Below are 23,184 nucleotides of genomic sequence, written 5' to 3'. Positions count from 1 at the left end.
ATGACGAGGGATGGACCAGGGACAGGGCTTCTTCGAGCCGCTCGACGTGGCGGTGTACCCGCGCTTCAGCGGGCTGCCGACCTTCATGCGCCTGCCGCACGTGGCCGATCCGGCGCTGCTCGACATCGCGCTGATCGGCGTGCCGTGGGACGCCGGCGTCACCAACCGCCCCGGCGCCCGGCACGGCCCGCGCGAGATCCGCAACCAGTCCAGCCTGATGCGCCGGGTCAACCACCAGACGCGGGTCTGCCCGTACGAGCTGGCGCGCATCGCCGACCTCGGCGACGTCAGCGTCAACCCGTGCGACATGGACGAGACCATGGACCGGGTGGTGGACTTCTACGGCGCGGTGCGCAAGGCCGGCGCGCTGCCGCTGTCGGCCGGCGGCGACCACATGGTGACGCTGCCGATCCTGCGCGGGCTGTTCGACGGGACGCCGCTCGGGCTGGTGCAGTTCGACGCGCACTCCGACACCACCGACAGCTACTTCGGCGGCACCAAGCTGACGCACGGAACGCCCTTCCGCCGCGCCATCGAGGAAGGGCTGCTCGACCCGAAGCGGATGATCCAGGTGGGCATCCGCGGCTCGATGTTCGACCTGCACGACCTCGACTTCGCGCGTGACGCCGGCGTGCGGATCCTGTTCATCGAGGAGGCGTTCGAGCTGGGCACGGCCGGCGTGGTCGCCGAGATCCGCAAGGTGGTCGGCGACGCGCCGTGCTACCTCACGTTCGACATCGACTGCCTGGACCCGGCCTTCGCGCCCGGCACCGGCACGCCGGAGGTCGGCGGCTTCACCACGGCCCAGGCGCAGCAGATGCTGCGCGGCCTGCGCGGGCTGAACCTGATGGGCGGCGACGTGGTCGAGGTGGCGCCGCCCTTCGACCCGAGCGGAGTCACCGCGCTGATCGGCGCCACCATGATGTTCGAGATCCTGTGCCTGATGGCCGAGGCCGTCGGCACGCGGAAGGGGAGAGTGTAAGTGAATCCGTTCGTTTCCGCGGTCGAAGCGCCGCCCATCGCCGAGGCGTGGAGCTGGGTCCAGGGCCGCGCGTTCCCGGCCGACAAGCCGCTGATCGACCTCTGCCAGGCGGTGCCCGGATACCCCCCGGCCGAGGAGCTGCGCGCTCATCTGGCGCGCGAGGTCGACGCCTACGACACCGCCCGCTACACCGGGATCGCCGGCATCCCGCCGCTGCTCTCGGCGCTGGCCGAGCGCATGACCCGGCTGTACGGCGGGCCGGTGAAGCCGGAGGAGGTGATGATCACCGCCGGCTGCAACCAGGCCTTCGTCGTCGCGGTGATGACGCTGGCCAAGCCCGGCGACAACGTCATCCTGCCGGTGCCCTGGTACTTCAACCACAAGATGACGCTGGACATGCTGGGCATCGAGGTCCGGCCGCTGCCCTGCCGTCCGGAAAACGGCCTCGTCCCCGACCCGGCCGACGCCGAGCGGCTGATCGACGCGCGCACCAAGGCGGTGGTCCTCATCACGCCGAACAACCCGACCGGCGCCATCGCCCCGCCGCAGACCGTGGCGGCGTTCCACGACCTGTGCGCCGCCTGGGGGATCCATCTCCTGCTGGACGAGACCTACCGGGACTTCCCGACGCGCGAGGACGCGCCGCACGGCCTGTTCCGCCGGCCGGGCTGGGGGAAGGCGCTGGTGCACCTCTACAGCTTCTCCAAGGTGTACAGCCTCGCCGGCTACCGGGTGGGGGCGATCGTCGCGGCGCCGGAGGTTCTGGAACAGGCCATGAAGGTGCTGGACTGCCTCGCCATCTGCGCGCCGCACGTCGGGCAGAAGGCGGCGCTCTACGGTCTGGAGCACCTGTCGGGCTGGGTGGCCGATCGGCGCGCCGACATCGCCGCGCGGATCGCCGCCTTCCAGGACGCCATGGGGGATGGCCGCACCGGCTATGAAATCGCCAGCATCGGCGCCTATTTCGCCTTCGTCCGCCACCCGTTCCCCGAGCGGCCGGCGATGGAGGTGGCGCGGGACCTGGCCGACCGTCACAACCTCCTCTGCCTGCCGGGGCCGATGTTCGGTCCGGGGCAGGAGGCCTACCTGCGATTCGCCTTCGCCAACGTGGACGCGGCGATGATGCCGGAAATCGCGCGGCGTCTGGCCCAAAGCGCGTAAGCGTCACTTCAGTAAATGGAAGATGTCACGTGGTGGTCTTGATGCTTGTCAAGATCACCATGCGTCTGGACTATGGCAGGTATTACGGCTTCTTCTCCGCTTTTGAATGGGTCTAGAGTGACGTCTCTAAGTCCATGGTTCAAAGATGGAGAGTGTTCGTGACCGACCAAGCCATTGGCGCCTACCAGTCTGCGGCTGTGCGGGAACAGGGTGGCGCCGAGGGGGCCACGGAGCAGCGTCGGGAGTCGTACCTGACTTTTCTCGGCCTCGCATTCCTGCTGATCATGCCCTTGGGGATCGTGTTCCATCCCGAGTGGCTGGCAACCGCGGCCGAGGTGGGCACCGTCATCGCGGCGATCAGCATCCTGAGGCTGACACTGGTGCCGAAGCAGTAACGGAAAAGGCCCGCCACGAGGCGGGCCTTTCCATGTCCGGGCCAGAAAGGATTCAGTGGATCAGGTGCGTGACCACGTTGGCGCCGGCGGCGGACAGCGCGTCGGCGGTCTCGCGGTAGTCCACGGAGCCGGAGAAGCCGCCAGCCGCGCGGACCTGCTCGATCCAGCCTTGCGAAGCGCCCAGCGACACAAGACGGCTGACCATGGTGGTGGTGGTGCGCAGCGTCATGCGGCCGTCCTCGGCCATGCGCGGGGCGTGCACCATGAACTCGGCGTTCGGCGCGGCGTAGCGCGGATAACCGGCCAGGAAGACGCCGACGCACATGCTCTCGCACGCCTCGCCGGCGCGCACGCGGGTGGCGATGGGGCGGCCCTTCTCGCGCTCGGCGAGGATCAGGTCGATCATCCGGTAGCCGGCCGAGGTGAAGCCGCCGGGGCTGGACAGCTCGATGACCAGGGGCAGCGTGCGGGGCAGGGCCTGCACGGCGTCGGTCAGGCGCTGTTCGACGCCCTTGGTGATGATGCCGTCGATGCGCAGCACGGCGGTGCCGTCGGCGACGGTCTGGATCACGGCGGCGTCGGGGAGGGCAGGGGCGCCGGTGGTGCGGGCGACCGGGCCGGAGTCGGCCCCGGACTCGGTTCCGGACCCGGCCATCGTGGCCCCGCTCAGGCACACGGTCAGCAGCGCGGTCAGGGCGGTCATACGGGCGAAAGCGCGAACCAACATCCAGTCCTCCTTGCGACGGACGGACATTGGCGGGGAAAGCTTAACGGAATGGTTAACGCGACCCGTGCCCGAAAGAGGTAGGTGGCGGCGACCAAGAGTTTCCCGAAACAACGCGATAAAAAAGTCCACTAGACTGATAGGATTTGAGACGGGGCAAAGGAACCATGAACATGGTGTTTCACCGCCGCATGTTGCGCCGCGCAACGGCTTACTGACACCGTAAGCGACCGCGGCCGTCGACTTCAAGCGCCGCATTTCCGCGTTGCAGCGGAAGCGTGCGGATTGGCGGGGGCTTGCGGGGCTGGCCGCGCTCGGTCATCATCGCCGCAAAAGAGTTCCGAACAGGGAAGAGACGCCACCCGATGTCCGTTGCCAGAGCAGCCCCGCCCGCGCCCCACCCGGCGCTGGCGATCGAGGGCGTGACGTGTTCGTTCGCCTCCGCGCACGAGAAGGGGGCGGTCTACACCGCGGTCCGGGACGTGCGCTTCACCGTGGGCGCCGGGGAGTTCGTCTCCATCGTCGGCCCGACCGGCAGCGGCAAGTCCACCATCCTCAACGTCATCGCCGGCCTGCTCGCGCCCAGCGCCGGGCGCGCCGTGGTGTTCGGCGAGGAGCTGCACGGCATCAATCCGCACGCCGGCTACATGTTCCAGGCGGACGCGCTGATGCCGTGGAAGTCGGCGCTCGACAACGTGGCGGCGGGGCTGGAGTTCCGCGGCGTGCCGCGCGCGCAGGCGCGGGAGCGGGCGCGGCCGTGGCTGGCCCGCGTCGGGCTGGACCGCTTCGGCGAGCGCTTCCCGCACCAGCTCTCCGGGGGCATGCGCAAGCGCGTGGCGCTGGCGCAGACGCTGATCGTCGATCCCAAGATCATACTGATGGACGAGCCGTTCTCCGCGCTCGACGTGCAGACGCGGCAGCTGATGGAGAACGAGCTGCTCGACCTGTGGTCGGCCGACCACAGGTCGGTGGTCTTCATCACCCACGACCTGGAGGAGGCGATCGCGCTGTCCGACCGGGTGCTGGTGCTGTCGGCCGGACCGGGCGCGCGCCTGATCGGCGAGTACCGCATCGACATCGAGCGGCCGCGCGACGTGGCCGACATCCGCATGACCCCGCGTTTCCTCGACCTCCACCGCGAGATCTGGTCCCAGCTCCGCGACGAGGTGCTGAAGGGCTACGCGCAGACGAAGCTGCAGTGAGGGCAGGGACATCATGGCCGCCACCCCCCGACCCAAGCGCCTGCCCGGCCGTCCGGTGATCCTGCTGCTGCAGTCCTTCGTGCTGGTGGGATTCTTCCTGCTCTGGCACGTGCTGACCGCGACCAACATCATGAGCCCGTTCTTCTTCGGCACGCCGCTGGCTGTGCTGGAGCGGACGTGGAAGGACTTCGCCTCCGGCGTGATCTGGTACCACCTCTACATCACGCTCTTGGAGACGCTGCTGGCCTTCGCCATCGGCACGGTGGCGGGCATCGTCTTCGGCTTCTGGTTCGCCCGCGCGCCGCTGGTGTCGGCGGTGTTCGACCCGTACATCAAGGCGGTCAACGCGCTGCCCCGCGTGGTGCTGGCGCCGATCTTCATGCTGTGGCTGGGGCTGGGCATCTGGTCGAAGGTGGCGCTGGGCGTAACGCTGGTGTTCTTCATCGTCTTCTTCAACGTCTACCAGGGCGTCAAGGAGGTGAGCCCGGTGGTGCTGGCCAACGCCCGCATGCTGGGCGCCAGCTCGCGCGACCTGCTGCGCCACGTCTACCTGCCGTCGGCGCTGGCCTGGGTGTTCTCGTCGCTGCACACGGCGGTGGGCTTCGCCATGGTCGGCGCGGTGGTGGGCGAGTACCTGGGCTCGGCCGCCGGCCTCGGCTACCGCATCCATCAGGCGGAAGGCGTGTTCGACACGGTCGGCGTGTTCTCCGGCATGCTGGTGCTGACCATCTTCGTGATCGTCATCGACGCCATCGTCACCGTCGTCGAGAAGCGCCTGCTGCACTGGCGCCCGCAGGAGGCGCACACCACCGGCGCGCAGGGCTAAGAATCGGATTTTTGACCGTCATCCCCGCCTTCGCAGGGATGACGAAAAGAGTGGGGAGGGACTGGAATGAAGGTTCGTTGGATCACGGCCGTGGCGGCGCTTGGCGTCGCCGTGCTGATGGCGGGCGGGGCGCAGGCCCAGCAGATCGAGAAGAAGGATCTCAAGCTGGCGGTGGGCGGCAAGCCGCTGCTCTACTACCTGCCGCTGACGCTGGCGGAGCGGCTCGGCTACTTCAAGGAGGCCGGGCTGAACGTCGAGATCAGCGACTTCGGCGGCGGCGCCAAGAGCCTGCAGGCGCTGGTCGGCGGCTCGGCCGACGTGGTGACCGGCGCCTTCGACCACACGATCCAGATGCAGGCGAAGAACCAGCCCATCGTCGCGGTGGTCGAACTGGGCCGCTTCCCCGGCATCGTGCTGGCCTCGGTCAAGAAGGCCGGCACCATCAAGGACGTGAAGGATCTGAAGGGCAAGAAGATCGGCGTCACGGCGCCGGGCTCCTCCACCAACTTCATGGTCAACTACCTGCTGACGCAGAACGGCCTGACGCCGAACGACGTGGCGTTCATCGGCGTCGGCGGCGGCCCGAGCGCCGTGGCGGCGGTGAAGCGCGGCGAGATCGACGCCATCTCCAACCTCGACCCGGTGATGAGCCAGCTGGAGAACGACGGCGACATCAGCATCATCGCCGACACCCGCACCCTGGAGGGCACCAAGCAGGTGTACGGCGGCCAGTACCCGGCCGCGGTGCTGTACCTGAAGCCGGAGTTCATCCAGCAGAACCCCAACACCACGCAGGCGCTGGTCAACGTCTTCGTCAAGACGCTGAAGTGGCTGGACAAGGCGAGCGCCGACGACGTGGTGAAGGTGCTGCCGGAGGAGTATTTCCTCGGCAACAAGGACCTCTACAAGTCGGCCTTCCTGCACTCGAAGCCGACCTACTCGCCCGACGGCCGCTTCACCCGCGAGGGGGCGGAGGTCGCCTACAAGGTGCTGAAGGCCTTCGATCCGGCGGTCGCCGGCGCGCCGATCGACGTCAGCAAGGCCTACACCGACACCTTCGTCGAGAAGGCGCAAACGCTGGTGAAGTAGAGGCCCGTTTTGCATCAACCTGCGCGCCTGAATATCATAGTATGTATTCAGGCGCGAAGGCGCGGACTGTTTGCAAACCGAGTGTAGCGTGCCTATGATCTTTCCCGCTGGCGATGATCGGTGGGGCGGATCATGGGCTTGCTGCCATTGAACTGGAACGATCCAGTCGAAGTGCTGGCGCTGGCGCTCAGCGTCGTCATCATTTACGTCTTCACCAGAAACTACTACGAGGCGGAGCGCTACAGCTTCGACGGCGACACGGTCGGCAACGCCAAGCCCGAATTCGCTCTGGCGCGGGTCTCTCCGCGATACGCGACAAGCCGGGCCCGCTTCCGGCTCGGATACTTTGCCTTCTTTGGAACCACGCTGCTGCTGTACGTCCTGGTTTGGCGTGTCCTGTTCGCCGCCACCTTGGACGCACTGGGCGCCGAGGCGCAAGCCTCCGTGGAAGCGGAAAAGAAGATCATTGCAAAGATCAACGAGTCCCTGACCCAGGAAAAATGGGATAAGTTGGGGTGGTTCAAGCTTTATCCTCAATTGATGGCCGCGCTGGTGATCTCGGGATTGTTGCCCAACATTCCCGTTGTGGCGTCCCTGCTGGCCCTGTTCCGCAGCTATATGCATGGCCGGGCCCACATTCCGGAACGAGCGGCGGTCATCTACCGGTACATGGTGAACAACAGGCTGCCGATCAGCGACGCGATGAAACGCAGGGCGATCGCCGAAGTGGGGGCTGCGGCGCTTGAGGAAGGGGACTTCCAGCAAGCGCAGGGGACGGTCTGGCAGAAATGGGCGACAATCTGCCATCTGCTGGCGTCGGTCCGCCGGGAAATTCGGGGCGCTAACGGCGTCTACGCGCGGAACTGGGCGAGCACCGACATTCAGGGATACGCCCTGGAGGCCAACTTTCGCACCTTGCGCGAAGCGCTGGTCGGCTGCGTCCGTGGACAAGCGGTGCCGCACCACGTCATCGAGATGACGGACCAAGTGCTGAAGCAGATATGCCAAGCCGTCGTCTGCGTCGTCTTCTCGTCGGAGCGCGAAGAGCAGGATGTCTACGAGAAGCTTGAAAAATACGGCGTGCCACGGCAGGCGCGGTATGGGTTCGATATCGTTCTTTCGCCGATCGTGGTGATCGGGATCATATTCCTTGTTCTGTTGTACTACATCACCTTCGGTTTGATCAACGCGGCCGCGGATGCATCGCAGTGTGACGCGGGGCCGTCGCGATGCGCATTCAACAGCGCGCTGATGGCGGTTCTGCTCGTGTTCGTGCCGATCTACGGGGTCTACTTGGCGAAGGAGATGGCCGTGGAAGCATGGCCGATGAACGGCCAGTTTTCCGAATTCCGCCTTCAGCCGGCGCTGATCGCGAGCCTTTGGGGCGTCGTCTATGGAGGCGTCCTTTTCTACATCGTGCACATGACCGGCTATATGGGGCGGAAAGCCGATTGGGTGTGGTCGCAGCTCCCGTTCGCAATCCTCTCCGGTCTCGCCGCGTTTCTCGCCGCGGCCATGCTGGACATGCCGCGGAGCGAGCGGACGCTGGGGCAGACCGCCCGGCAGACGGTGATCGCGGCCTCCGTCGGCCTCCTGCTCTTCGTCGCGTTGGGCCTGGGGGCGATGCTGCTGTCGGTGGACTTCTCGCAAAACTCCTTTTACGCGGCCATCAAGCGCAACGCGTGGGGCATCGAACTGCTCGCCATCATGGGCGCGCTGTTCGGCGGCTGCATGTGGCTACTGCCGGAGCTCTGCGTGCATCCGGTGGGGGCGAAGGACCACCTGAGGATAAACCTTGCCCACTATTTGATCCCGCTTCTCGATCTGAACGCCGTGCGCACCGCGGACGCCGGGTATCTGAACGATTCGATCCGCGACGTCGCCGACGACCTGCCGGAAGGGTTCCTGGACTACCTCGTCGGCAAGGGCATCCTGGACGCGAACGGCGGGGTGACACCCGCCGGCCTGCTCATGATCAGGCGTATGGCACAATAGCCGGAGCGACCATGGCATCACCACGTCCCGGCGTGGGCCGGATAAGCTTAGGGCCATAAACTTCTGGCGGTCCGCGCGACCGGATGCTTGGATAGGGCCATGCAGCGGCCCGACCTCGACATCGCCTGGTTGCGCGGGTTCCTCGCGGTGGTGGATCGTGGATCCATCGCCGCGGCGGCCGCCGACCTCTCTCTCTCCGAAGAGGCCCTGACCGACCGGCTGCGCCGGCTGGAGGAAAGCCTCGGCAAGCCGCTGTTCCTCTACGGCACCGCCGGGCTGCGGCTGACCGCGGAGGGCGGGCGCCTGCTCGACAACGCGCGCCGGCTGGTGCTGCTGCACGACGACGCGGTGGCGTGCCTCGACGACGGGGCGGCGTCCTGCCCGGCGCCCTCCGCGGAGCCGTGCGAGGCGGTGCGCATGCGCGAGCTGCTGGCCGACGCCATCGGCTGCGTCAGCGAGGGCTTCGTGCTGTTCGACGAGCACGGCCGGCTGGTGGTGTGCAACGAGCGCTACCGCGCCGCCTACCCGCTGCTGACCGACCTGCTGCGTCCCGGTGTCCGCTTCGCCGAGCTGCTGCACAAGGCGGTCGAGCGCGGCGCGGCCGGGCGCGACGTCAGCGACCCCTCGGGCTGGATCGCCGAGCGCCTGTGGCGCCACACCCGCGGCGGCCCGCCGTCCGACCATTGCCTCGCCGACGGCCGCTGGTACCGGATTTCCGAGCACGCCACCCGCTCCGGCGGCATCGTCAAGGTCCTCACCGACATCACCGAGTTGAAACGGCACGAGCAGGCCCTGGCCGACAGCGAGGAGCGCTACCGCCGGCTGGTCGAGATGGCGCCCTACGGCGTCGTGGTGTGGGACGGGGCGCGGGTGCGCTTCGCCAACCGCGCCGCAGCCCGCATCCTCGGCACCGCCGACCCGGTGGCGATGGCCGGGACGCCGCTGCTGGACGGCGGTGAGCGCCTGTTCGCCGTCCTGCCGCCGCCGGGCGCGGACGCGGCGCCCGAAGGCCCGGTCGAGGCGCACGTCGCCGCACCCGACGGAACCCACCGCGACGTCGAGGTCGGCGTGCACGCCTTCGCGGTGGACGAGGCCCCGGCGTGGCTCCTGGTGCTCAACGACGTCACCCGGCGCAAGCAGGCGGAACGCGCGCTGCACCAGGCGCAGAAGATGCAGGCCATCGGCCAGCTCGCCGGCGGCATCGCGCACGAGTTCAACAACATGCTGACGGCCATCGGCGGCTTCGCCCAGATGGCGCGGCGCGCCCCCAACGACCGGGCGCGCGTGGCGCAGTGCCTGACCGAGATCGTCAAGGCCACCGAGCGGGCCGCCGGCCTGACCGGCCAGCTGCTCAGCTTCGGCCGCGCCGGCCGGCCGGAGGCGGCGAAGCCGGTGCGCGTCGCCGCCCAGCTCGACGATTTGCGCCGCTTCCTGCGCCCGATCCTCGGCGAGCGCTACGCCGTGGACGTCACGGTGCGCGACCCCGACGCGGTGGTGCTGATCGAGCCGGCGCTGCTGCACCAGACGCTGGTCAACCTCGCCATCAACGGCCGCGACGCCATGCCGGACGGCGGGCGCATCGCCGTGACGGTGGACCGGGTGGCGGCCGGCGCCGCCGTGCTGGGGCGCCACGCCGACCTCCGGCCCGGCCCGCACGTCACCATCACCGTGCGCGATTCCGGCACCGGCATCGCGCCCGACGTGCTGGACCGCATCTTCGAGCCGTTCTTCACCACCAAGGATCTGGGCGAGGGCACCGGCCTCGGCCTGTCGCTGGTCTACTCCACGGTGACGCGGGCCGGCGGCGCCGTGGACGTGGAGTCCGAGCCGGGGCAGGGCACCGCCTTCACCCTGTGGCTGCCGGCGCACGGCGGCGCCTCGCCGGCCGCCGACCTCTTCGACCTCGACGCGGTGGAGGCGGACGACGGCCTGTCCATGGCCGCCTCCGTCCTGCTGGTCGAGGACGAGGAGCAGGTGCGCGACTTCATCCGCCTGACGCTCGAGGACATGGGCATGCGCGTCTTCTGCGCCGGCGACGGCACCGAGGCGCTGGAGGCGTTCCAGGCGCACGCCGGGGCGTTCGACCTGCTGGTGACCGATCTGGTGATGCCGCGCATGGGCGGGGCGGAGACGGCGCGGGCGCTGCGCCGCGAGAATCCGGACCTGCCCGTCGTGCTGATTTCCGGCTATCCGCCCGAGAAGGAGAACCTCGACGATCTGTTGGCCGACGTCCGGCGCGTGGTCTTCCTGCACAAGCCGATCAATCCGGACGAGCTGGCCGACAAGGTGCACGCGCTGGTGGTCTGATGGCTCCCTTGGAACGCCCCGCCCCGCTGTCCGGAATCGCCGACGCCTACGACGTCGACGCGCTGCTGGTCGAACTCGGCGCCGAGCCGCAGGGCGACGAGGCGGCGCTGAACGTTTGCCTGACCCTGGAGGAGCTGTACGCCCCGCGCAGCCGCTTCCAGATGGCCGAGGAGCTGGGCGAGTTCCTGGACCCGCGGCGGATCACTCCCACCGAGCTGCTGCACACCGTCGAGCCGCAGCGCGCGTTCGCAGACTGGCGCCGCCGCGACCTCGTGCTGGAGCGCGTGGCGCAGGCCCAGGCGCTGCCCGGCCGCCGCACCGCCACGCAGCGGCGCGAGGAGCTGGCGGCGCTGGAGGGCGAGGCGCTGGCCGTCACCGCGCAACGCGCCCATCGCGGCGACGCGCCGGCCTTCGACGCGCGGACCTTCGCCAGCGCCGTCTCCAAGATCGCCCAGGCCACCAGGGGCTTCGCCGCCCGCTACGCGGTGGACGCGCTGGTGGCGAGCTGGCTCGCCGGCGCCGTCGGTTGGGAGCTGAAGCTCGACCGCCTGCTCTCCCTGGTCAGCGATGCGCTGCCGCCGCTGGGCGAGGACGCGATCGACCAGATCATCGGCGAGATCCTGGCCAGCGACGCCGGCGCGGGCGAGCTGTTCGGCTGGGTGGAGGGGCTGCGCGCCTCGCTGGAGGTGCTGGCGCAGCTGTGGCGGGGCGACACGGTGACCCACCCGCGCGCGCCGGCGGCGGTCCGCCGCCTCAACGCCTACATCGCCTCGCACGAGGCGCGCGGGGCGCGCCGCGGGCTGGAGATCACGCTGCACCGCGCGCTGACCGGGGACGGGCGGCTGTGCCCGCCCACCGGCGGCGACCCGCGCGCCACCTCGATCATCGTGGACGAGCTGGTGTCGACCTCGGCGCTGGCGGTGAAGCTGCGCGGGCGCGGCACCGTCATGGGCGGCGAGCGGACCATGCACCTGCTCGACCGCCGGGCTGCGAGGAACCTGACCGGCGACCGACTGGAAATGTCGCTGCGCGGCAAGAGCCACTACGCCCGCATCGTCGACCTGCTGACCTACGAAGGCGCGGCGTTCGGCGAGCTGTGCCGGAAGATGGTGACGGCGGCGCTGCGCACCCACCTCGACCACCGCGACTTCACCCAGCGCCTGTTCGAGAGCGCCCGCACGCCGCGCGCCCGCATCAAGGCGCTGTCCGACGTGCAGGCGCGCCTGCTGCGCTCCGGCCTGCCGGACGCGCTGAAGGACCGCTACGCGCGCATGCTGGACGAGATCCAGTCCACCTACCTGCGCACCAACCGCATCCTCGCCCGCGTCGCCAGGGACCGCAGCCCGACGGTGGACGAGGTCATGGAGTACGCCACCCTGCTGGCCGAAGGCGCCTTCACCGAGGGCAAGTGCGCCGCCGCCGCGCGCGAGCTGGTCGGCTTCCACGTGCGCACCACCGCCTTCCTGCGCGCCTTCCTGCAGCGCCGCAAGGACGAGGCGGAACGCCGGGCCGAGCGCTTCGCCACGTTTTTCGGCACGCTGCAGGCGGCCGGAATCCCGATGCGCGACATGGCGACGCTGCGCGTCCTTCTGGTCGACGACGAGCCGCAGGCGCGCTCCTACGTTGAGATGATCCTGCGCGACCTCGGCATCGCCGACATCGTCCTCGCCGAGGACGGCCGCGAGGCGCTGGAGGCGTTCGACGGGCAGGAGACGCTGTACGACCTCGTCATCTGCGACTGGAAGATGCCGCGGGTGACCGGGCTGGAGTTCCTCAAGCAGGTGCGCAGCGTACGGCCGGAGATGCCGTTCCTGATGGTGACCGCGCTGGCCACCATGATCGCCGTGGAGGAGGCGCTGGCGCACGACGTCACCGCCTACATCGCCAAGCCCTTCTCCCCCGAGCACCTGGAGGAGAAGATCCTGGTTCTGGTGAACCGGTAGAAAGCCCTCCCCCGCCTCCGGCGGGGGAGGGTTGGGTGGGGGCAGCGGCGTGCACGAGAATCCACGCCTGCCACCCGCGCCGTTGCCCCCACCTTCCCACGCCCGCGGCGCGGGCCCCCTCCTCCCCCAGCGGGGCTGGGGGAGGACAGTGTTATGAACCCGATCTTAACCGCTGCCGGCATATCAGAGGCGTTCCGCCCCCTGCCTCCGGATTCGCCCCGTGGACGCCTCCAGTTCGCATCCTCCGCACGGCCGCATCGCGTTGCCGGAAGTGCTGCTCGTCGTGCTCGGCCTGTCGGCGGTGGGGGGGCTGCTGGCCTTGGCCGGCGGGCGGCCGGACGGGGCGCTGTTCGCTCCGGTGGCGGCGGCGCTGGGCACGGTGGTGGTCGCAGTGGCGGGGCTGGCCTTCCTCGCGGTGCGCCGCGCCGTCCGCACCGCCGAGGCGATCGACCGCGGCGCCCGCGCGCTGGAGAACGCCAACCGCGAGCTGGCGGCCAGCCAGCAGCGCTTCCGCGACTTCGCCGAGGCCGCGTCCGACTGGTTCTGGGAGAGCGGGGCTGACCATCGCTACACCTACGTGTCGGAACGTCTGGCCGGCATCGTCGGCAGCGACCCGCGCGGGCTGCTCGGCGACTCCCTGCTCGACCTCGCCCGCCTGTGCGAGGATGCCGACACCTGGGCCGAGTACCGCGCCGACATCGAGGCGGGCCGCCCGTTCCGCGACCTGGAGATCTCCCACCAGGACAAGGAGACCGGCAAGCTCTTCATCTTCCGCGTCAGCGGCCAGCCGGTGACCGACGACACCGGCGCCTTCGCCGGCTACCGCGGCAGCGGGCTCGACGTCACGGTCGAGACCATGGCGCTGATGGACGCGCGCTTCATGCAGGTGGTGGTGCACGACGCGCTGGACAGCATCTCGGAAGGGTTCGTGCTGTTCAACGCCGACGGCCGGCTGCTGTTCTGCAACGAGCGCTACCGGCAGGCCTACCCGAACATCGCCGACATCCTGGAGCCGGGCGTCACCTTCGAGGAGATCCTGCGCGTCGCGGCGGAGCGCGGCGGCTACGATTCCGGCGGCGATCTCAGCGCCTGGGTCCGCGACCGGCTGAACCGCCACCTCCAGCACGACGCGCCGGTCGACCGCCGCCTGTCCGACGGCTGCTGGTACCGCATCAGCGAACACGCCACGGGGGCCGGCGGCGTGGTGAAGATCCTGATGGACATCACCGAGCTGAAGCTGCGCGAGAACGAGCTGGCCGGCCAGACCGAGCGCCTGGAGGCCACCGTCGCCGCCCTTCAGGAAAGCGAGAACCGCTACCGCCAGCTGATCGAGCTGGCGCCCTACGGCATCGCCATCTGGGACGGCGGGGCGATCCGCTTCGCCAACGCCTCGGCCGCGGCGATCCTCGGCTGCGCCTCCTTCGGCGGGCTGGAGGGGGCGGAGCTGAAGCGCTTCTTCCAGGACGGCCCCGAGCTGGAGGCCCGCCTCATCAAGGCCGCCGACGGCGAGTCCCAGACCGTCGACTGCGAGGCGCAGCGCCCCACCGGCGAGCGCCGCCACCTGGAGCTGGGGGCCTACCCGGTGGTCTACCAGGGCGGGACGGCGGTGCTGCTGGTGATGAACGACGTCACCGAGCGCCGCCGTGCCGAGGAGGAGCTGCAGCGCTCCCAGAAGATGGAGGCGGTCGGCCGCATGGCCGGCGGCATCGCGCACGAGTTCAACAACATGCTGACCGCCATCGGCGGCTTCGCCCGGCTGGCCGAGCGCGCGCCGGGCGACGAGGCCCGCGTGCTGACCTGCGTGCGGGAGATCGCCAAGGCGTCCGACCGCGCCGCGGCGCTCACCGCCCAGCTGCTCGACTTCAGCCGCCGCAAGGCGAGCGAGGAGATGGAGGTGGTGCCGCTCGCCGACCTCGTGCGCGACCTGCGCGTCTTCCTCAAGCCGCTGATGAGCGCCGGCATCGCCATCGATCTGGACATCCAGGCCCCCGAGGCGCACGCCGTCGCCAACCCGGTGACGCTCAACCAGGCGATCCTGAACCTCGCGCTCAACGCCCGCGACGCCATGCCCCAGGGCGGCGCCCTGCGCGTGTCGCTGGACGTGGCCGAGCCCGACCGCGGCTTCTTCGAGCGGCACGAGTCCCTGCGCCCCGGCCGCTACGCGGTGATCCGCGTCGCCGACAGCGGCTGCGGCGTGCCGGAGGCGATCCGCGACCGCATCTGGGAGCCGTTCTTCACCACCAAGGAGCCCGGCAAGGGCACCGGCCTCGGCCTGTGGATGGTCTATGGCACCGCGCAGCAGGCCGGCGGCGTGGTGGAGATGGAGTCCGAGGTCGGCAAGGGCGCCACCTTCACGCTCTACCTGCCGGCCGTCGAGCCGCCGGCCGCCGGAGAGGCCGGCATCGAGGCGGTCCGCCTGCCCGAGGGCGAGGAGGCCACCGTGCTGCTGGTGGACGACGAGGAGTCGGTGCGCTCCTACCTGCGCCTCGCGCTGGAGGAGGCGGGCTGCAAGGTGGTCGAGGCGGCGGACGGCGTCGAGGCACTGGCGCGCTGGGACGAGTACGGCGGGCTGTTCGACCTGCTGGTGACCGACGTCTCCATGCCGAACATGACCGGCCCCGAGCTTGCCCGCGCGCTGGACGAACGCAATCCGGCCCTGCGCATGCTGTTCCTCACCGGCTACGCCTCGCAGGACCAGGCGGAGGGACTGACCGCGCGGTCCGGCAGCCAGCTGCTGATGAAGCCGGTCGGCCCGGAGAGGCTGGTCCAGGCCGTCCGCGAGCTGCTGTCGGAGTGACGCCGTGACCCTCACCACCGACACGGCCCCCGAGGACGCACGCGGCGGAGTCCCCGACCCCGAGACCGCCGCCGAAACGCTGGTCTGCCAGTCCGCCGACGAGTTCTACCTGCCCCCGGGGCGCGAGGCGATCGGCCGCTTCTGCGAGCGCTTCCTGAACGAGAACGCGCTGACTCCGAGCGAGCTGTTGCACTCCGCCCGGCACCAGACCTCGCTGTCGAATCACCCGCTGTTCGTCAGCATGATCCAGCAGGCCGAGCGCGCGCAGGGCCGCAGGCTCGGCACGCTGAACGCGCTGGTCAACGATGTCGCCAAGCAGACCCGCGACCGCGCGCGCGACTGGCCCATCCCGGAGGTCGCGCCGGGAACCTATGAAGCGGTGATCGCCGAGGTTCTGTCGCGCGACGCCGCGTTCACCGGGCGCTTCCTGGTCGATGCGGCGCTGGCGCTGCACATCCAGACCGCGCGCACCTTCGCCGAGAAGGCGGAGATGCTGCTGGACCTCGCCTCCGGCACCGAGGATCCGGACGCGCTCGCGCCCATCGACCAGTTCCTGGCCGAGATCATCCGCGCCGAATCCGGCATGGCCTCGCTGGGCGGGGAGACGCCGTTCGTCCCGCTGGTCGAGGCCATCGTCGCCCTGGCCGCCGGCGACGCCGAGCTGCCGGGCACGCTGCCGCTGCCGTTGCGCCAGCTGGAGACGCTGGTCCGCCGCGCGCCGATGCCGCTGATCGCCGACGCGCTGATGGTCGCCTTCCGGCGCGAGCTGGCCAAGCCCGACCGCTTCGCCACCAACGGCGGCGACCTGTTCGGCGTCGAGACGGTGCAGCGCGAGCTGATGACGCTGGCCGCCATGGCGCAGCGTCTGCGCTCCGGCGACGGCTACCTGGGCGGTCCCAAGACCGAGGCGGCGTTCCAGCGCCGCATGTCGCTGCTGGTCAGCGAGGACACGCTGCCGGAGATGGTCAAGGGCCGGAGCTTCATCCAGAAGCTGCGCACGCTGTTCGCCATGCAGGCGATGCCGCTGGCCCCCAACTCCAAGAGGGCGGTCGACGAGTACCTGAAGAGCTACCTGGACAGCCGCGAGTTCACCAGCCGCGTGCTGGACTGCTGGAAGGAGCGCAGCGACAAGCTGAAGGGCTTGGCCGAGGTGCAGAAGATGATCCTCGATTCCTCCTTCATGCCGGAGGACCGCGAGTATCTGGCCCAACTGGTGGACGAGACGCAGAACGCCTTCATCCGCACGCACCGGCTGCTGGCGGCGCTGACCTCCAAGGTCGATCCGTCGCCGGACACCGTGCTGGACATGGTCAAGCTGGCGGCCGAAGGAGCCTTCTGCGTGGGCAAGAGCCGGACGGCGGTGGCCCGCGCGCTCTACCGGCAGGTGCACCGGCCGCGCTTCATCCGCACCTTCCTGCTCAGCGCGCCGAACGGCAAGGAGCGCGGCGCCCGCGCCTCGTGGCTGAAGGCGTCGCTGTCGATGGTCGGCGTGCCGTTCATCGACATGGGCGCGCTCCGCGTGCTGGTGGTGGACGACGAGGAGGGGCCGCGGATGTACGTGGAATCGGTGCTGCGCGACCTCGGCGTCGGCACCGTGCACCTCGCCTGCGACGGCCAGGAGGCGCTGGAGCGCTTCGAGGGCGATGACCAGCGCTACCACCTGATCATCTGCGACTGGATGATGCCCAAGGTGAGCGGGCTGGAGGTGCTGAAGTCGATCCGCGCGGCGCGGCCGGAACTGCCCTTCCTGATGGTCACCGCGCTGGCCACCCGGCAGGCGGTGGAGCGCGCCATCGTCGCCCAGGTCACCGCCTACATCGCCAAGCCGTTCACGCCCGACCAGCTGGAGGACAAGGTGCTGATGGTGCTGACGCAGAAGGCCGGCCTATAGCCGCTCCTCCAGCCAGCCGGCGATCCGCTCCGCCACCTGCTCCCAGCCGGGCTCCAGCATCATGGTGTGGCCCATGTCCGGAACGATGACCGCCTGCGTGCCCAGCGTCCGCGCGGTGGCGTGCACCTGGCTGGTGGGGACCAGCAGGTCCCCGCCGGCGCCCAGCACCAGGAACGGGATGTCGCGGTCGGGCAGGGGCGGGAAGGGAGTCCAGCCGTACATGTCCAGCAGGACGGCCTGCGATTCCTCCTGCAGGCGGGGCTCGTACAGGCGGGCCTCGGCGCGCGGCATGCGGTCAGAGAACATGGCGCGTCGGATGCCCTCGGGGTCGACGGCGCGCTCGCCGAAGGCGGTGAGCAGCGCCATCTGCTGGAAGACGTACGGGTCGCGGAACGCCAGCGACAGGCTGCTCTCCCACAGCCCGTGCGGCGGGGCCGACGCCATCAGCACGCCGGCTGGCGCGCGGCGCTTGCGCAGCGCGCGCTGCACCACCATGCCGCCCATGGAATGGCCGATCAGCACCGGCGGGGTATCGAAGCCGTCGAACGCCTCCAGCACGTCCTCCACATAGTCCGCCAGCGTGTGGAAGCGGATGCGGTCGCGCCCGGCGCTGCCGCCGTGGCCGCGCAGGCTGACGGCGTGCGCCGACCAGCCGCGGTCGGCGAACCAGCCCAGCATCTTGGCGTCCCAGATCCAGGCGCCGCAGTAGGCGCCGTGCACGAACAGCAACGGGGCGGGCTTGGCGCGGCCGGCGGGGCGGCGCGTCAGGATTTCCAGTCTCGGCATCGGGTCCCGGAAGTTACGGCGTCAGGTGGGTGTCGAACCAGGCGACGGCGGATTCGGCGACCGCGTCCAGCGCGCCCGGCTCCTCGAACAGGTGGCCGGCGCCGGGCACGATGTCCAGGGCCTTGATGCCGTGCAGCGCGTTCAGCGCCTGCCGGTTCACCTCCAGCACCGCGTGGTCCTCGCCGCCGACGATCAGCAGCGTGGGCGCCGCCACGCCGTCCAGCCACACCTCGGCCACGTCGGGGCGCCCGCCGCGCGACACCACGGCGCGCACGTGGTGGTGCTCCGCCGCGCGCGCCGCCGCGATCAGCGCCGCCGCCGCGCCGGTCGCGGCGCCGAAATAGCCGATGGGCCGGCCGCCCACCGCCGGGTGGTCGCAAAGGAATTGGGTGGCCAGCAGCATCCGCTCGGCCAGCAGGTGCGCGTCGACCGCGTTGGTGCGGTCCTGCGCCTCCTCGGGAGTCAGCATGTCGAACAGCAGCGTGCCGAACCCGGCCGCGCGCAGCGCCGCGGCGACGTGGCGGTTGCGCGGGCTGTCGCGGCCGCTGCGGTTGCCGTGCGCGAACAGGACGACGGCGCGGAAGCCGGGCGGCAAGGCCAGGGTTCCCGCCAGTCCGAGTGTGGAAATGCGGACGTCCTGCTCCATCGTGTTCCCCCGGTTCGATGTAACGCACCGCCGTCAGGCGATGTACGCCTCAACAGCCGTCGCCCGGCGCCGTCCCGACAGCCTAGCTCCCGCCCGGTCCCCCATGCAACCCACAGAGGCATTTGACGGACGCCGCCATACAGGGCACATTGCGCGGACACTAAACAAAAAGCAGGGGATGGATCATGCCCACCGATGCCGCCGGGATGGCGGGGCCCTATGCCTTGGACGCCACCACGCTGGAGGGCAGCCGCGGGGCCACCGGCTATCCGGAGCCGTACCGGGCGCGCGTGGCCGGTCGGACCAAGGTGAAGCTGGGCGATCCGTTCGGCCTGACGAAGTTCGGCGTCAACGCGACGCGTCTGGAGCCGGGCGCCGAGTCGGCCCTGCGGCACTGGCACACCCTGCAGGACGAGTTCATCTACGTGCTGGAAGGCACCCTGGTGCTGGTCACCGACGCGGGCGAGCGCGAACTGCGCGCGGGCATGTGCGCGGGCTTCCCCGCCGGCCGGGCGGACGGCCACCATCTGGTCAACCGCGGCACGGCCGCGGCCGTCTATCTGGAGGTCGGCGACCGCACCGCCGGCGACGAGGCGCACTACCCCGACGAAGACCTTCAGCATCGCGACGGCCGCTTCTTCCACCGCGACGGGATGCCCTGGTGAGCTTTCGCTCGCGGCGTCGCCGTGGCAAGCGCGCCCGGTGAGCGCACGAGCGTCACGATCCGCTTCCCGCTGCGGAGGGGAGGGTGGTACGCATCCCCGGTCTTTGGTGGAGGGGAATGCGAATGGCTGCCGACGTGACGCTGGTGCTGGGCGGCGCCCGCTCGGGCAAGAGCCGCTACGCCGAAGGACTGGTGACGGCGTGCCCCGGACCCTGGACCTATCTCGCCACCGCCGAGGCCTGGGACGACGAGATGCGCACTCGCATCGACCGCCACCGCGAGGACCGCGGGCCGGACTGGATCACCGTGGAGGAGCCGCTCGACCTGCCCGGCGCGCTGCGCCGGCACGCGGTGCCGGGAGCGGCGGTGCTGGTGGATTGCCTGACGCTGTGGCTGTCCAACCTGCTGGGCGCCGGCCGCGACGTGGACGCCGCGGCGGCCGACCTGCTGGCGGCGCTCGACGCGGCGGAGGGAAGGGTGGTGCTGGTCTCCAACGAGGTCGGCCAGGGCATCGTGCCGGACAACGCGCTGGCCCGCGCCTTCCGCGATCACGCCGGCCGCCTGCACCAGCGCGTCGCGGCGCGGGCCGAGCGGGTGCGCTTCGTGGTCGCCGGACTGCCGATGACCGTGAAGGGGTGAGGGCGATGGCGCGCGCGCTGATGCTGCAGGGCACCGGGTCGGACGTCGGCAAGTCGCTGCTGGTGGCGGGGCTGTGCCGGGCCCTGGTGCGGCGCGGCCTGACGGTGCGGCCCTTCAAGCCGCAGAACATGTCGAACAACGCGGCGGTGACGGCGGACGGCGGCGAGATCGGCCGCGCCCAGGCGCTGCAGGCGCGGGCCTGCGGCGTGGCGCCGAGCGTCCACATGAACCCGGTGCTGCTGAAGCCGCAGACCGACGTCGGCGCCCAGGTGGTGGTGCAGGGCCGCGTCGTCGGATCGGCGCGGGCGGCCGAGTATCAGGCGCGCAAGCGCGAGCTTCTGGGCGCGGTGCTGGACAGCTTCGCCCGGATGCGCGCCGAGGCCGACATCGTCATCGTCGAGGGCGCCGGCAGCCCGGCGGAGGTCAACCTGCGCGCCGGCGACATCGCCAACATGGGCTTCGCCTGCGCCGCCGACGTTCCCGTGGTGCTGGTCGGCGACATCGACCGCGGCGGGGTGATCGCCAGCCTCGTCGGCACGCACGCCCTGCTGGAGGCGGACGAGCGGGCTCGGGTGAAGGGATTCCTGATCAACAAGTTCCGCGGCGACGTGCGGCTGTTCGACGGCGGCCTGCGGATCATCGCGGAGCGCACCGGCTGGGCGGGCTTCGGCGTGGTGCCCTGGCTGCACGAGGCGAGCCGCCTGCCGGCCGAGGACGCGGTGGCGCTCGACACCGCCGGCACCAGGGGCGGCGGGCCGCTGCGCGTCGCCGTGCCGGTGCTGGCGCGCATCTCCAACTTCGACGACTTCGACCCGCTGGCGCTGGAGCCGGAGGTCTCGCTGACCATGGTGCGCGCCGGGCAGCCGCTGCCGGGCGATGCGGACGTCGTGATCCTGCCCGGCAGCAAGGCGACCATCGCCGATCTCGCCTTCCTGCGCGCCCAGGGCTGGGACATCGACCTCGCCGCGCACCATCGCCGCGGCGGGCGGGTGCTGGGGATCTGCGGCGGCTACCAGATGCTCGGCCGCCGGGTCGCCGACCCGCAGGGGATCGAGGGGCCGCCGGGGGAGGCTGCCGGCCTCGGCCTGCTCGACGTCGAGACGGTGTTGAGCGGCCCCAAGGTGCTGACCGAGGCCGCCGGCATCGACACGGCCACCGGCGCGCCGGTGGCCGGCTACGAGATGCACATGGGCCGCACCGACGGCCCGGACTGCGCCCGTCCGATGCTGCGCCTGGACGGCGGCGCCGCGGACGGGGCGGTGTCCGAGGACGGGCGGGTGGCGGGATGCTACCTGCACGGCCTGTTCGGATCCGACGCCTTCCGGAGCGCGTTCCTCAAGGGTCTGGGCGGGCAGGGGGACGGCCTTGCCTATGAGGCGACGGTGGAGCGCGCGTTGGACGCCGTCGCCGACCGGCTGGAGGCGTGCGTGGACGTGAACGGCCTGCTGCGCGTGGCGGACGGGGGCTGAACGCGGTAGAGTGGTGCGGGAAGGAGCGACGCCATGGGGCTGATCATCAACTCCGAACGGGCCGACCAGCTGGCCCGCGAACTCGCCGCGGCCACGGGTGAGAGCATGGAGACGGCGGTGACCGTGGCGCTCGCCGAGCGGCTGAACCGGGTGCGGCCGGTCAATCCGGCCGACCGCCGAAAGGCGCTTGAGGCGATCCGGATGCGGGCTTCCCGCTTGCCCGTGCTCGATCCGCGGTCCGACGAGGAGATCCTGGGCTACAACGCCGACGGGATCTTCGACTGATGGTCGTGGATACCTCGGCCGTCGTCGCCTTCCTCCGCAACGAACCGGAGGCGGAGCGCGTCCAGGAGAAATTGGCGCAGGCCTCCTGCCATATGTCCGCGTTGACCGTCTTCGAGTGCCGCACCGTGCTGTTGCGCCGCTTCGGCGTGGCGATGCTGGCGGAGTTCGATCAACTGATTCAGTGGGCGGGTATCGCCATCGTCCCCTTCGATGAAGGTCAGGCGGAAGCGGCCTTCGACGCGTATCGCCGGTTCGGGAAGGGAAGCGGGCACCGCGCCCAGTTGAACCTCGTCGACTGCGCCGCCTACGCGCTTGCCAAGACGCTGAACCTGCCGTTGCTGTTCAAGGGCGACGACTTCGCGCACACCGATGTCGCGTCCGCCCTTGCCTGATCACCCCCGCACCACCAGCGCCAGCACCACCGCCGCTCCGGCCAGCACCAGGCAGGCGTTCCGGTAGAGCGTCAACGCGCGGTCGATGTCGCGGTCGGTGGCCGCGGTCCGACCCGCGCCCAGCCATGCGTCCATGATGCGCGTGCCGCCATAGGTGCGCGGCCCCCCCAGGCGCAGGTCGAGCGCGCCGGCCATCGCCGCCTCCGGCCAGCCGGCGTTGGGCGAGCGGTGGCGGCCGGCGTCGGCACGCACCGAGGCCCAGGCCTGCTGCGGCGAGGCGCCGTCGGTGAAGAACGCGGCGGCGGCGAGCAGCAGCGCCGCCAGCCGCGAGCCGGGCAGGTTCACCAGATCGTCGAAGCGCGCCGCCGCCCAGCCGAACGCCTCATGTCGCGGCGTGCGGTGGCCGATCATGCTGTCCGCCGTGTTCGCCGCCTTGTAGAGCGCGATGCCCGGCAGCCCGCCGACCAGCAGCCAGAAGGCTGGCGCCACCACGCCGTCCGAGAAGTTCTCGGCCAGGCTCTCGATGGCGGCGCGGGCGACGGCGGGCTCGTCCAGAGTCGCGGGATTGCGTCCGACGATGCGCCCGACCGCCTCCCGCCCCGCCGCCAGCCCGCCGGTGCGCAGCGCCGTGGCCACCGCCGCCACATGGTCGTGGAGGCTGCGCTGGGCCAGCAGCGTCGAGGCCAGCGCCGCCTCCCACAGCCAGCCGAGCGGCAGCGCGCGGCAAAGCCCCGCCACCAGCGACGCCGCGGCGCCGACGATGGTCAGCAGCACGCCCAGCGCCAGCACCCCTGCGAGCTTGCGCTGCCAGCCCGGCGCGTCGTCGTGGTTGAGCATCCGGTCCAGGCGGTCTATGAGGGCGCCGATCCACATCACCGGATGGCGGATGGCGGCGAAGACGGCGTCCGGGTATCCGGCCACGGCCTCGATCACGAGGGCGGCGGCGAGCACGGTCGGGTGTAGGTCCACGGGCGGCAGGTTCCAAGGGCGG

General features: G+C 70.6%; 20 protein-coding genes. 16 read left to right on the top strand and 4 right to left on the bottom strand.

Annotation, left to right across the window (positions count from 1 at the left end; all coding sequences use genetic code 11):
* Nucleotides 1-10 precede the first annotated feature (10 nt).
* The 3 genes from speB (at nucleotide 11) to ACRWK7_RS12405 (ending at nucleotide 2,538) form a co-directional block, all read left to right on the top strand.
* A complete protein-coding gene (gene speB / locus ACRWK7_RS12415; protein WP_431856533.1) occupies nucleotides 11-982 on the top strand; it encodes an agmatinase in 972 nt (323 codons plus the stop codon).
* Nucleotides 983-2,143 (top strand): aminotransferase, encoded by a 1,161-nt coding sequence (locus ACRWK7_RS12410; protein ID WP_431856532.1) that lies wholly within the window; start codon nucleotides 983-985, stop codon nucleotides 2,141-2,143.
* Between the two features lie 158 nt (nucleotides 2,144-2,301).
* Nucleotides 2,302-2,538 carry a hypothetical protein gene (locus ACRWK7_RS12405; RefSeq protein WP_431856531.1) on the top strand — a complete coding sequence of 79 codons (237 nt, stop codon included), beginning with the start codon at nucleotides 2,302-2,304 and terminating at the stop codon, nucleotides 2,536-2,538.
* A gap of 52 nt (nucleotides 2,539-2,590) precedes the next feature.
* Here ACRWK7_RS12405 and ACRWK7_RS12400 read toward each other — a convergent pair whose 3' ends face one another.
* On the bottom strand, nucleotides 2,591-3,265 hold the full coding sequence (locus tag ACRWK7_RS12400) for an ATP-dependent Clp protease proteolytic subunit (RefSeq protein WP_431856530.1): 675 nt from the start codon (nucleotides 3,263-3,265) through the stop codon (nucleotides 2,591-2,593).
* Nucleotides 3,266-3,627: 362 nt separating this feature from the next.
* Here ACRWK7_RS12400 and ACRWK7_RS12395 point away from each other — a divergent pair, with 362 nt between their 5' ends.
* The 8 genes from ACRWK7_RS12395 to ACRWK7_RS12360 all read left to right on the top strand — a co-directional run bounded on the left by ACRWK7_RS12395 (nucleotide 3,628) and on the right by ACRWK7_RS12360 (nucleotide 17,312).
* Nucleotides 3,628-4,464, top strand: a complete 837-nt coding sequence (locus ACRWK7_RS12395) for an ABC transporter ATP-binding protein (protein WP_431856529.1) — start codon at nucleotides 3,628-3,630, stop codon at nucleotides 4,462-4,464.
* 13 nt (nucleotides 4,465-4,477) lie between these two features.
* Nucleotides 4,478-5,290 carry an ABC transporter permease gene (locus ACRWK7_RS12390; RefSeq protein ID WP_431856528.1) on the top strand — a complete coding sequence of 271 codons (813 nt, stop codon included), beginning with the start codon at nucleotides 4,478-4,480 and terminating at the stop codon, nucleotides 5,288-5,290.
* 66 nt (nucleotides 5,291-5,356) lie between these two features.
* Nucleotides 5,357-6,379 carry an ABC transporter substrate-binding protein gene (locus ACRWK7_RS12385; RefSeq protein ID WP_431856527.1) on the top strand — a complete coding sequence of 341 codons (1,023 nt, stop codon included), beginning with the start codon at nucleotides 5,357-5,359 and terminating at the stop codon, nucleotides 6,377-6,379.
* Between the two features lie 132 nt (nucleotides 6,380-6,511).
* Complete coding sequence (locus tag ACRWK7_RS12380; RefSeq protein WP_431856526.1) at nucleotides 6,512-8,374, top strand: hypothetical protein; 1,863 nt, start codon at nucleotides 6,512-6,514, stop codon at nucleotides 8,372-8,374.
* Between the two features lie 99 nt (nucleotides 8,375-8,473).
* Nucleotides 8,474-10,681, top strand: a complete 2,208-nt coding sequence (locus ACRWK7_RS12375) for an ATP-binding protein (RefSeq protein ID WP_431856525.1) — start codon at nucleotides 8,474-8,476, stop codon at nucleotides 10,679-10,681.
* Nucleotides 10,681-12,624 carry a response regulator gene (locus ACRWK7_RS12370; RefSeq protein WP_431856524.1) on the top strand — a complete coding sequence of 648 codons (1,944 nt, stop codon included), beginning with the start codon at nucleotides 10,681-10,683 and terminating at the stop codon, nucleotides 12,622-12,624. Before ACRWK7_RS12375 ends, ACRWK7_RS12370 begins: the two co-directional genes overlap by 1 nt.
* A gap of 220 nt (nucleotides 12,625-12,844) precedes the next feature.
* Nucleotides 12,845-15,421 (top strand): PAS domain-containing hybrid sensor histidine kinase/response regulator, encoded by a 2,577-nt coding sequence (locus tag ACRWK7_RS12365; RefSeq protein WP_431856523.1) that lies wholly within the window; start codon nucleotides 12,845-12,847, stop codon nucleotides 15,419-15,421.
* A 4-nt stretch (nucleotides 15,422-15,425) separates the two neighbouring features.
* Nucleotides 15,426-17,312, top strand: coding sequence for a response regulator (locus ACRWK7_RS12360; RefSeq protein WP_431856522.1), 1,887 nt, complete (start codon nucleotides 15,426-15,428; stop codon nucleotides 17,310-17,312).
* On the opposite strand, the gene ACRWK7_RS12355 is transcribed toward ACRWK7_RS12360, so the two are convergent.
* The gene (locus ACRWK7_RS12355; RefSeq protein WP_431856521.1) at nucleotides 17,307-18,098 is read right to left on the bottom strand and encodes an alpha/beta hydrolase; all 792 of its coding nucleotides are present in this window, start codon (nucleotides 18,096-18,098) and stop codon (nucleotides 17,307-17,309) included. The two genes, ACRWK7_RS12360 and ACRWK7_RS12355, sit on opposite strands and share 6 nt — an antisense overlap.
* 13 nt (nucleotides 18,099-18,111) lie before the next feature.
* The gene (locus tag ACRWK7_RS12350) at nucleotides 18,112-18,744 is read right to left on the bottom strand and encodes a dienelactone hydrolase family protein (RefSeq protein WP_431856520.1); all 633 of its coding nucleotides are present in this window, start codon (nucleotides 18,742-18,744) and stop codon (nucleotides 18,112-18,114) included.
* A gap of 185 nt (nucleotides 18,745-18,929) precedes the next feature.
* Here ACRWK7_RS12350 and ACRWK7_RS12345 point away from each other — a divergent pair, with 185 nt between their 5' ends.
* From ACRWK7_RS12345 to ACRWK7_RS12325, 5 genes are all read left to right on the top strand, one after another.
* Complete coding sequence (locus tag ACRWK7_RS12345; RefSeq protein WP_431856519.1) at nucleotides 18,930-19,409, top strand: cupin domain-containing protein; 480 nt, start codon at nucleotides 18,930-18,932, stop codon at nucleotides 19,407-19,409.
* A 122-nt stretch (nucleotides 19,410-19,531) separates the two neighbouring features.
* The gene (cobU, locus tag ACRWK7_RS12340; RefSeq protein ID WP_431856518.1) at nucleotides 19,532-20,047 is read left to right on the top strand and encodes a bifunctional adenosylcobinamide kinase/adenosylcobinamide-phosphate guanylyltransferase; all 516 of its coding nucleotides are present in this window, start codon (nucleotides 19,532-19,534) and stop codon (nucleotides 20,045-20,047) included.
* Between the two features lie 5 nt (nucleotides 20,048-20,052).
* Complete coding sequence (locus ACRWK7_RS12335) at nucleotides 20,053-21,516, top strand: cobyric acid synthase (RefSeq protein WP_431856517.1); 1,464 nt, start codon at nucleotides 20,053-20,055, stop codon at nucleotides 21,514-21,516.
* Between the two features lie 33 nt (nucleotides 21,517-21,549).
* Nucleotides 21,550-21,801 carry a type II toxin-antitoxin system VapB family antitoxin gene (locus ACRWK7_RS12330; protein WP_431856516.1) on the top strand — a complete coding sequence of 84 codons (252 nt, stop codon included), beginning with the start codon at nucleotides 21,550-21,552 and terminating at the stop codon, nucleotides 21,799-21,801.
* Nucleotides 21,801-22,193 (top strand): type II toxin-antitoxin system VapC family toxin, encoded by a 393-nt coding sequence (locus ACRWK7_RS12325; protein ID WP_431856515.1) that lies wholly within the window; start codon nucleotides 21,801-21,803, stop codon nucleotides 22,191-22,193. Before ACRWK7_RS12330 ends, ACRWK7_RS12325 begins: the two co-directional genes overlap by 1 nt.
* On the opposite strand, the gene cbiB is transcribed toward ACRWK7_RS12325, so the two are convergent.
* On the bottom strand, nucleotides 22,194-23,162 hold the full coding sequence (gene cbiB, locus ACRWK7_RS12320) for an adenosylcobinamide-phosphate synthase CbiB (RefSeq protein WP_431856514.1): 969 nt from the start codon (nucleotides 23,160-23,162) through the stop codon (nucleotides 22,194-22,196).
* Between the last annotated feature and the right edge of the window lie 22 nt (nucleotides 23,163-23,184).

The sequence above is a fragment of the Azospirillum sp. genome (assembly GCF_050789165.1).
The sequence above is the reverse complement of the archived record's forward strand: the minus strand, read 5'-3'. Positions and strand labels throughout refer to the sequence as shown.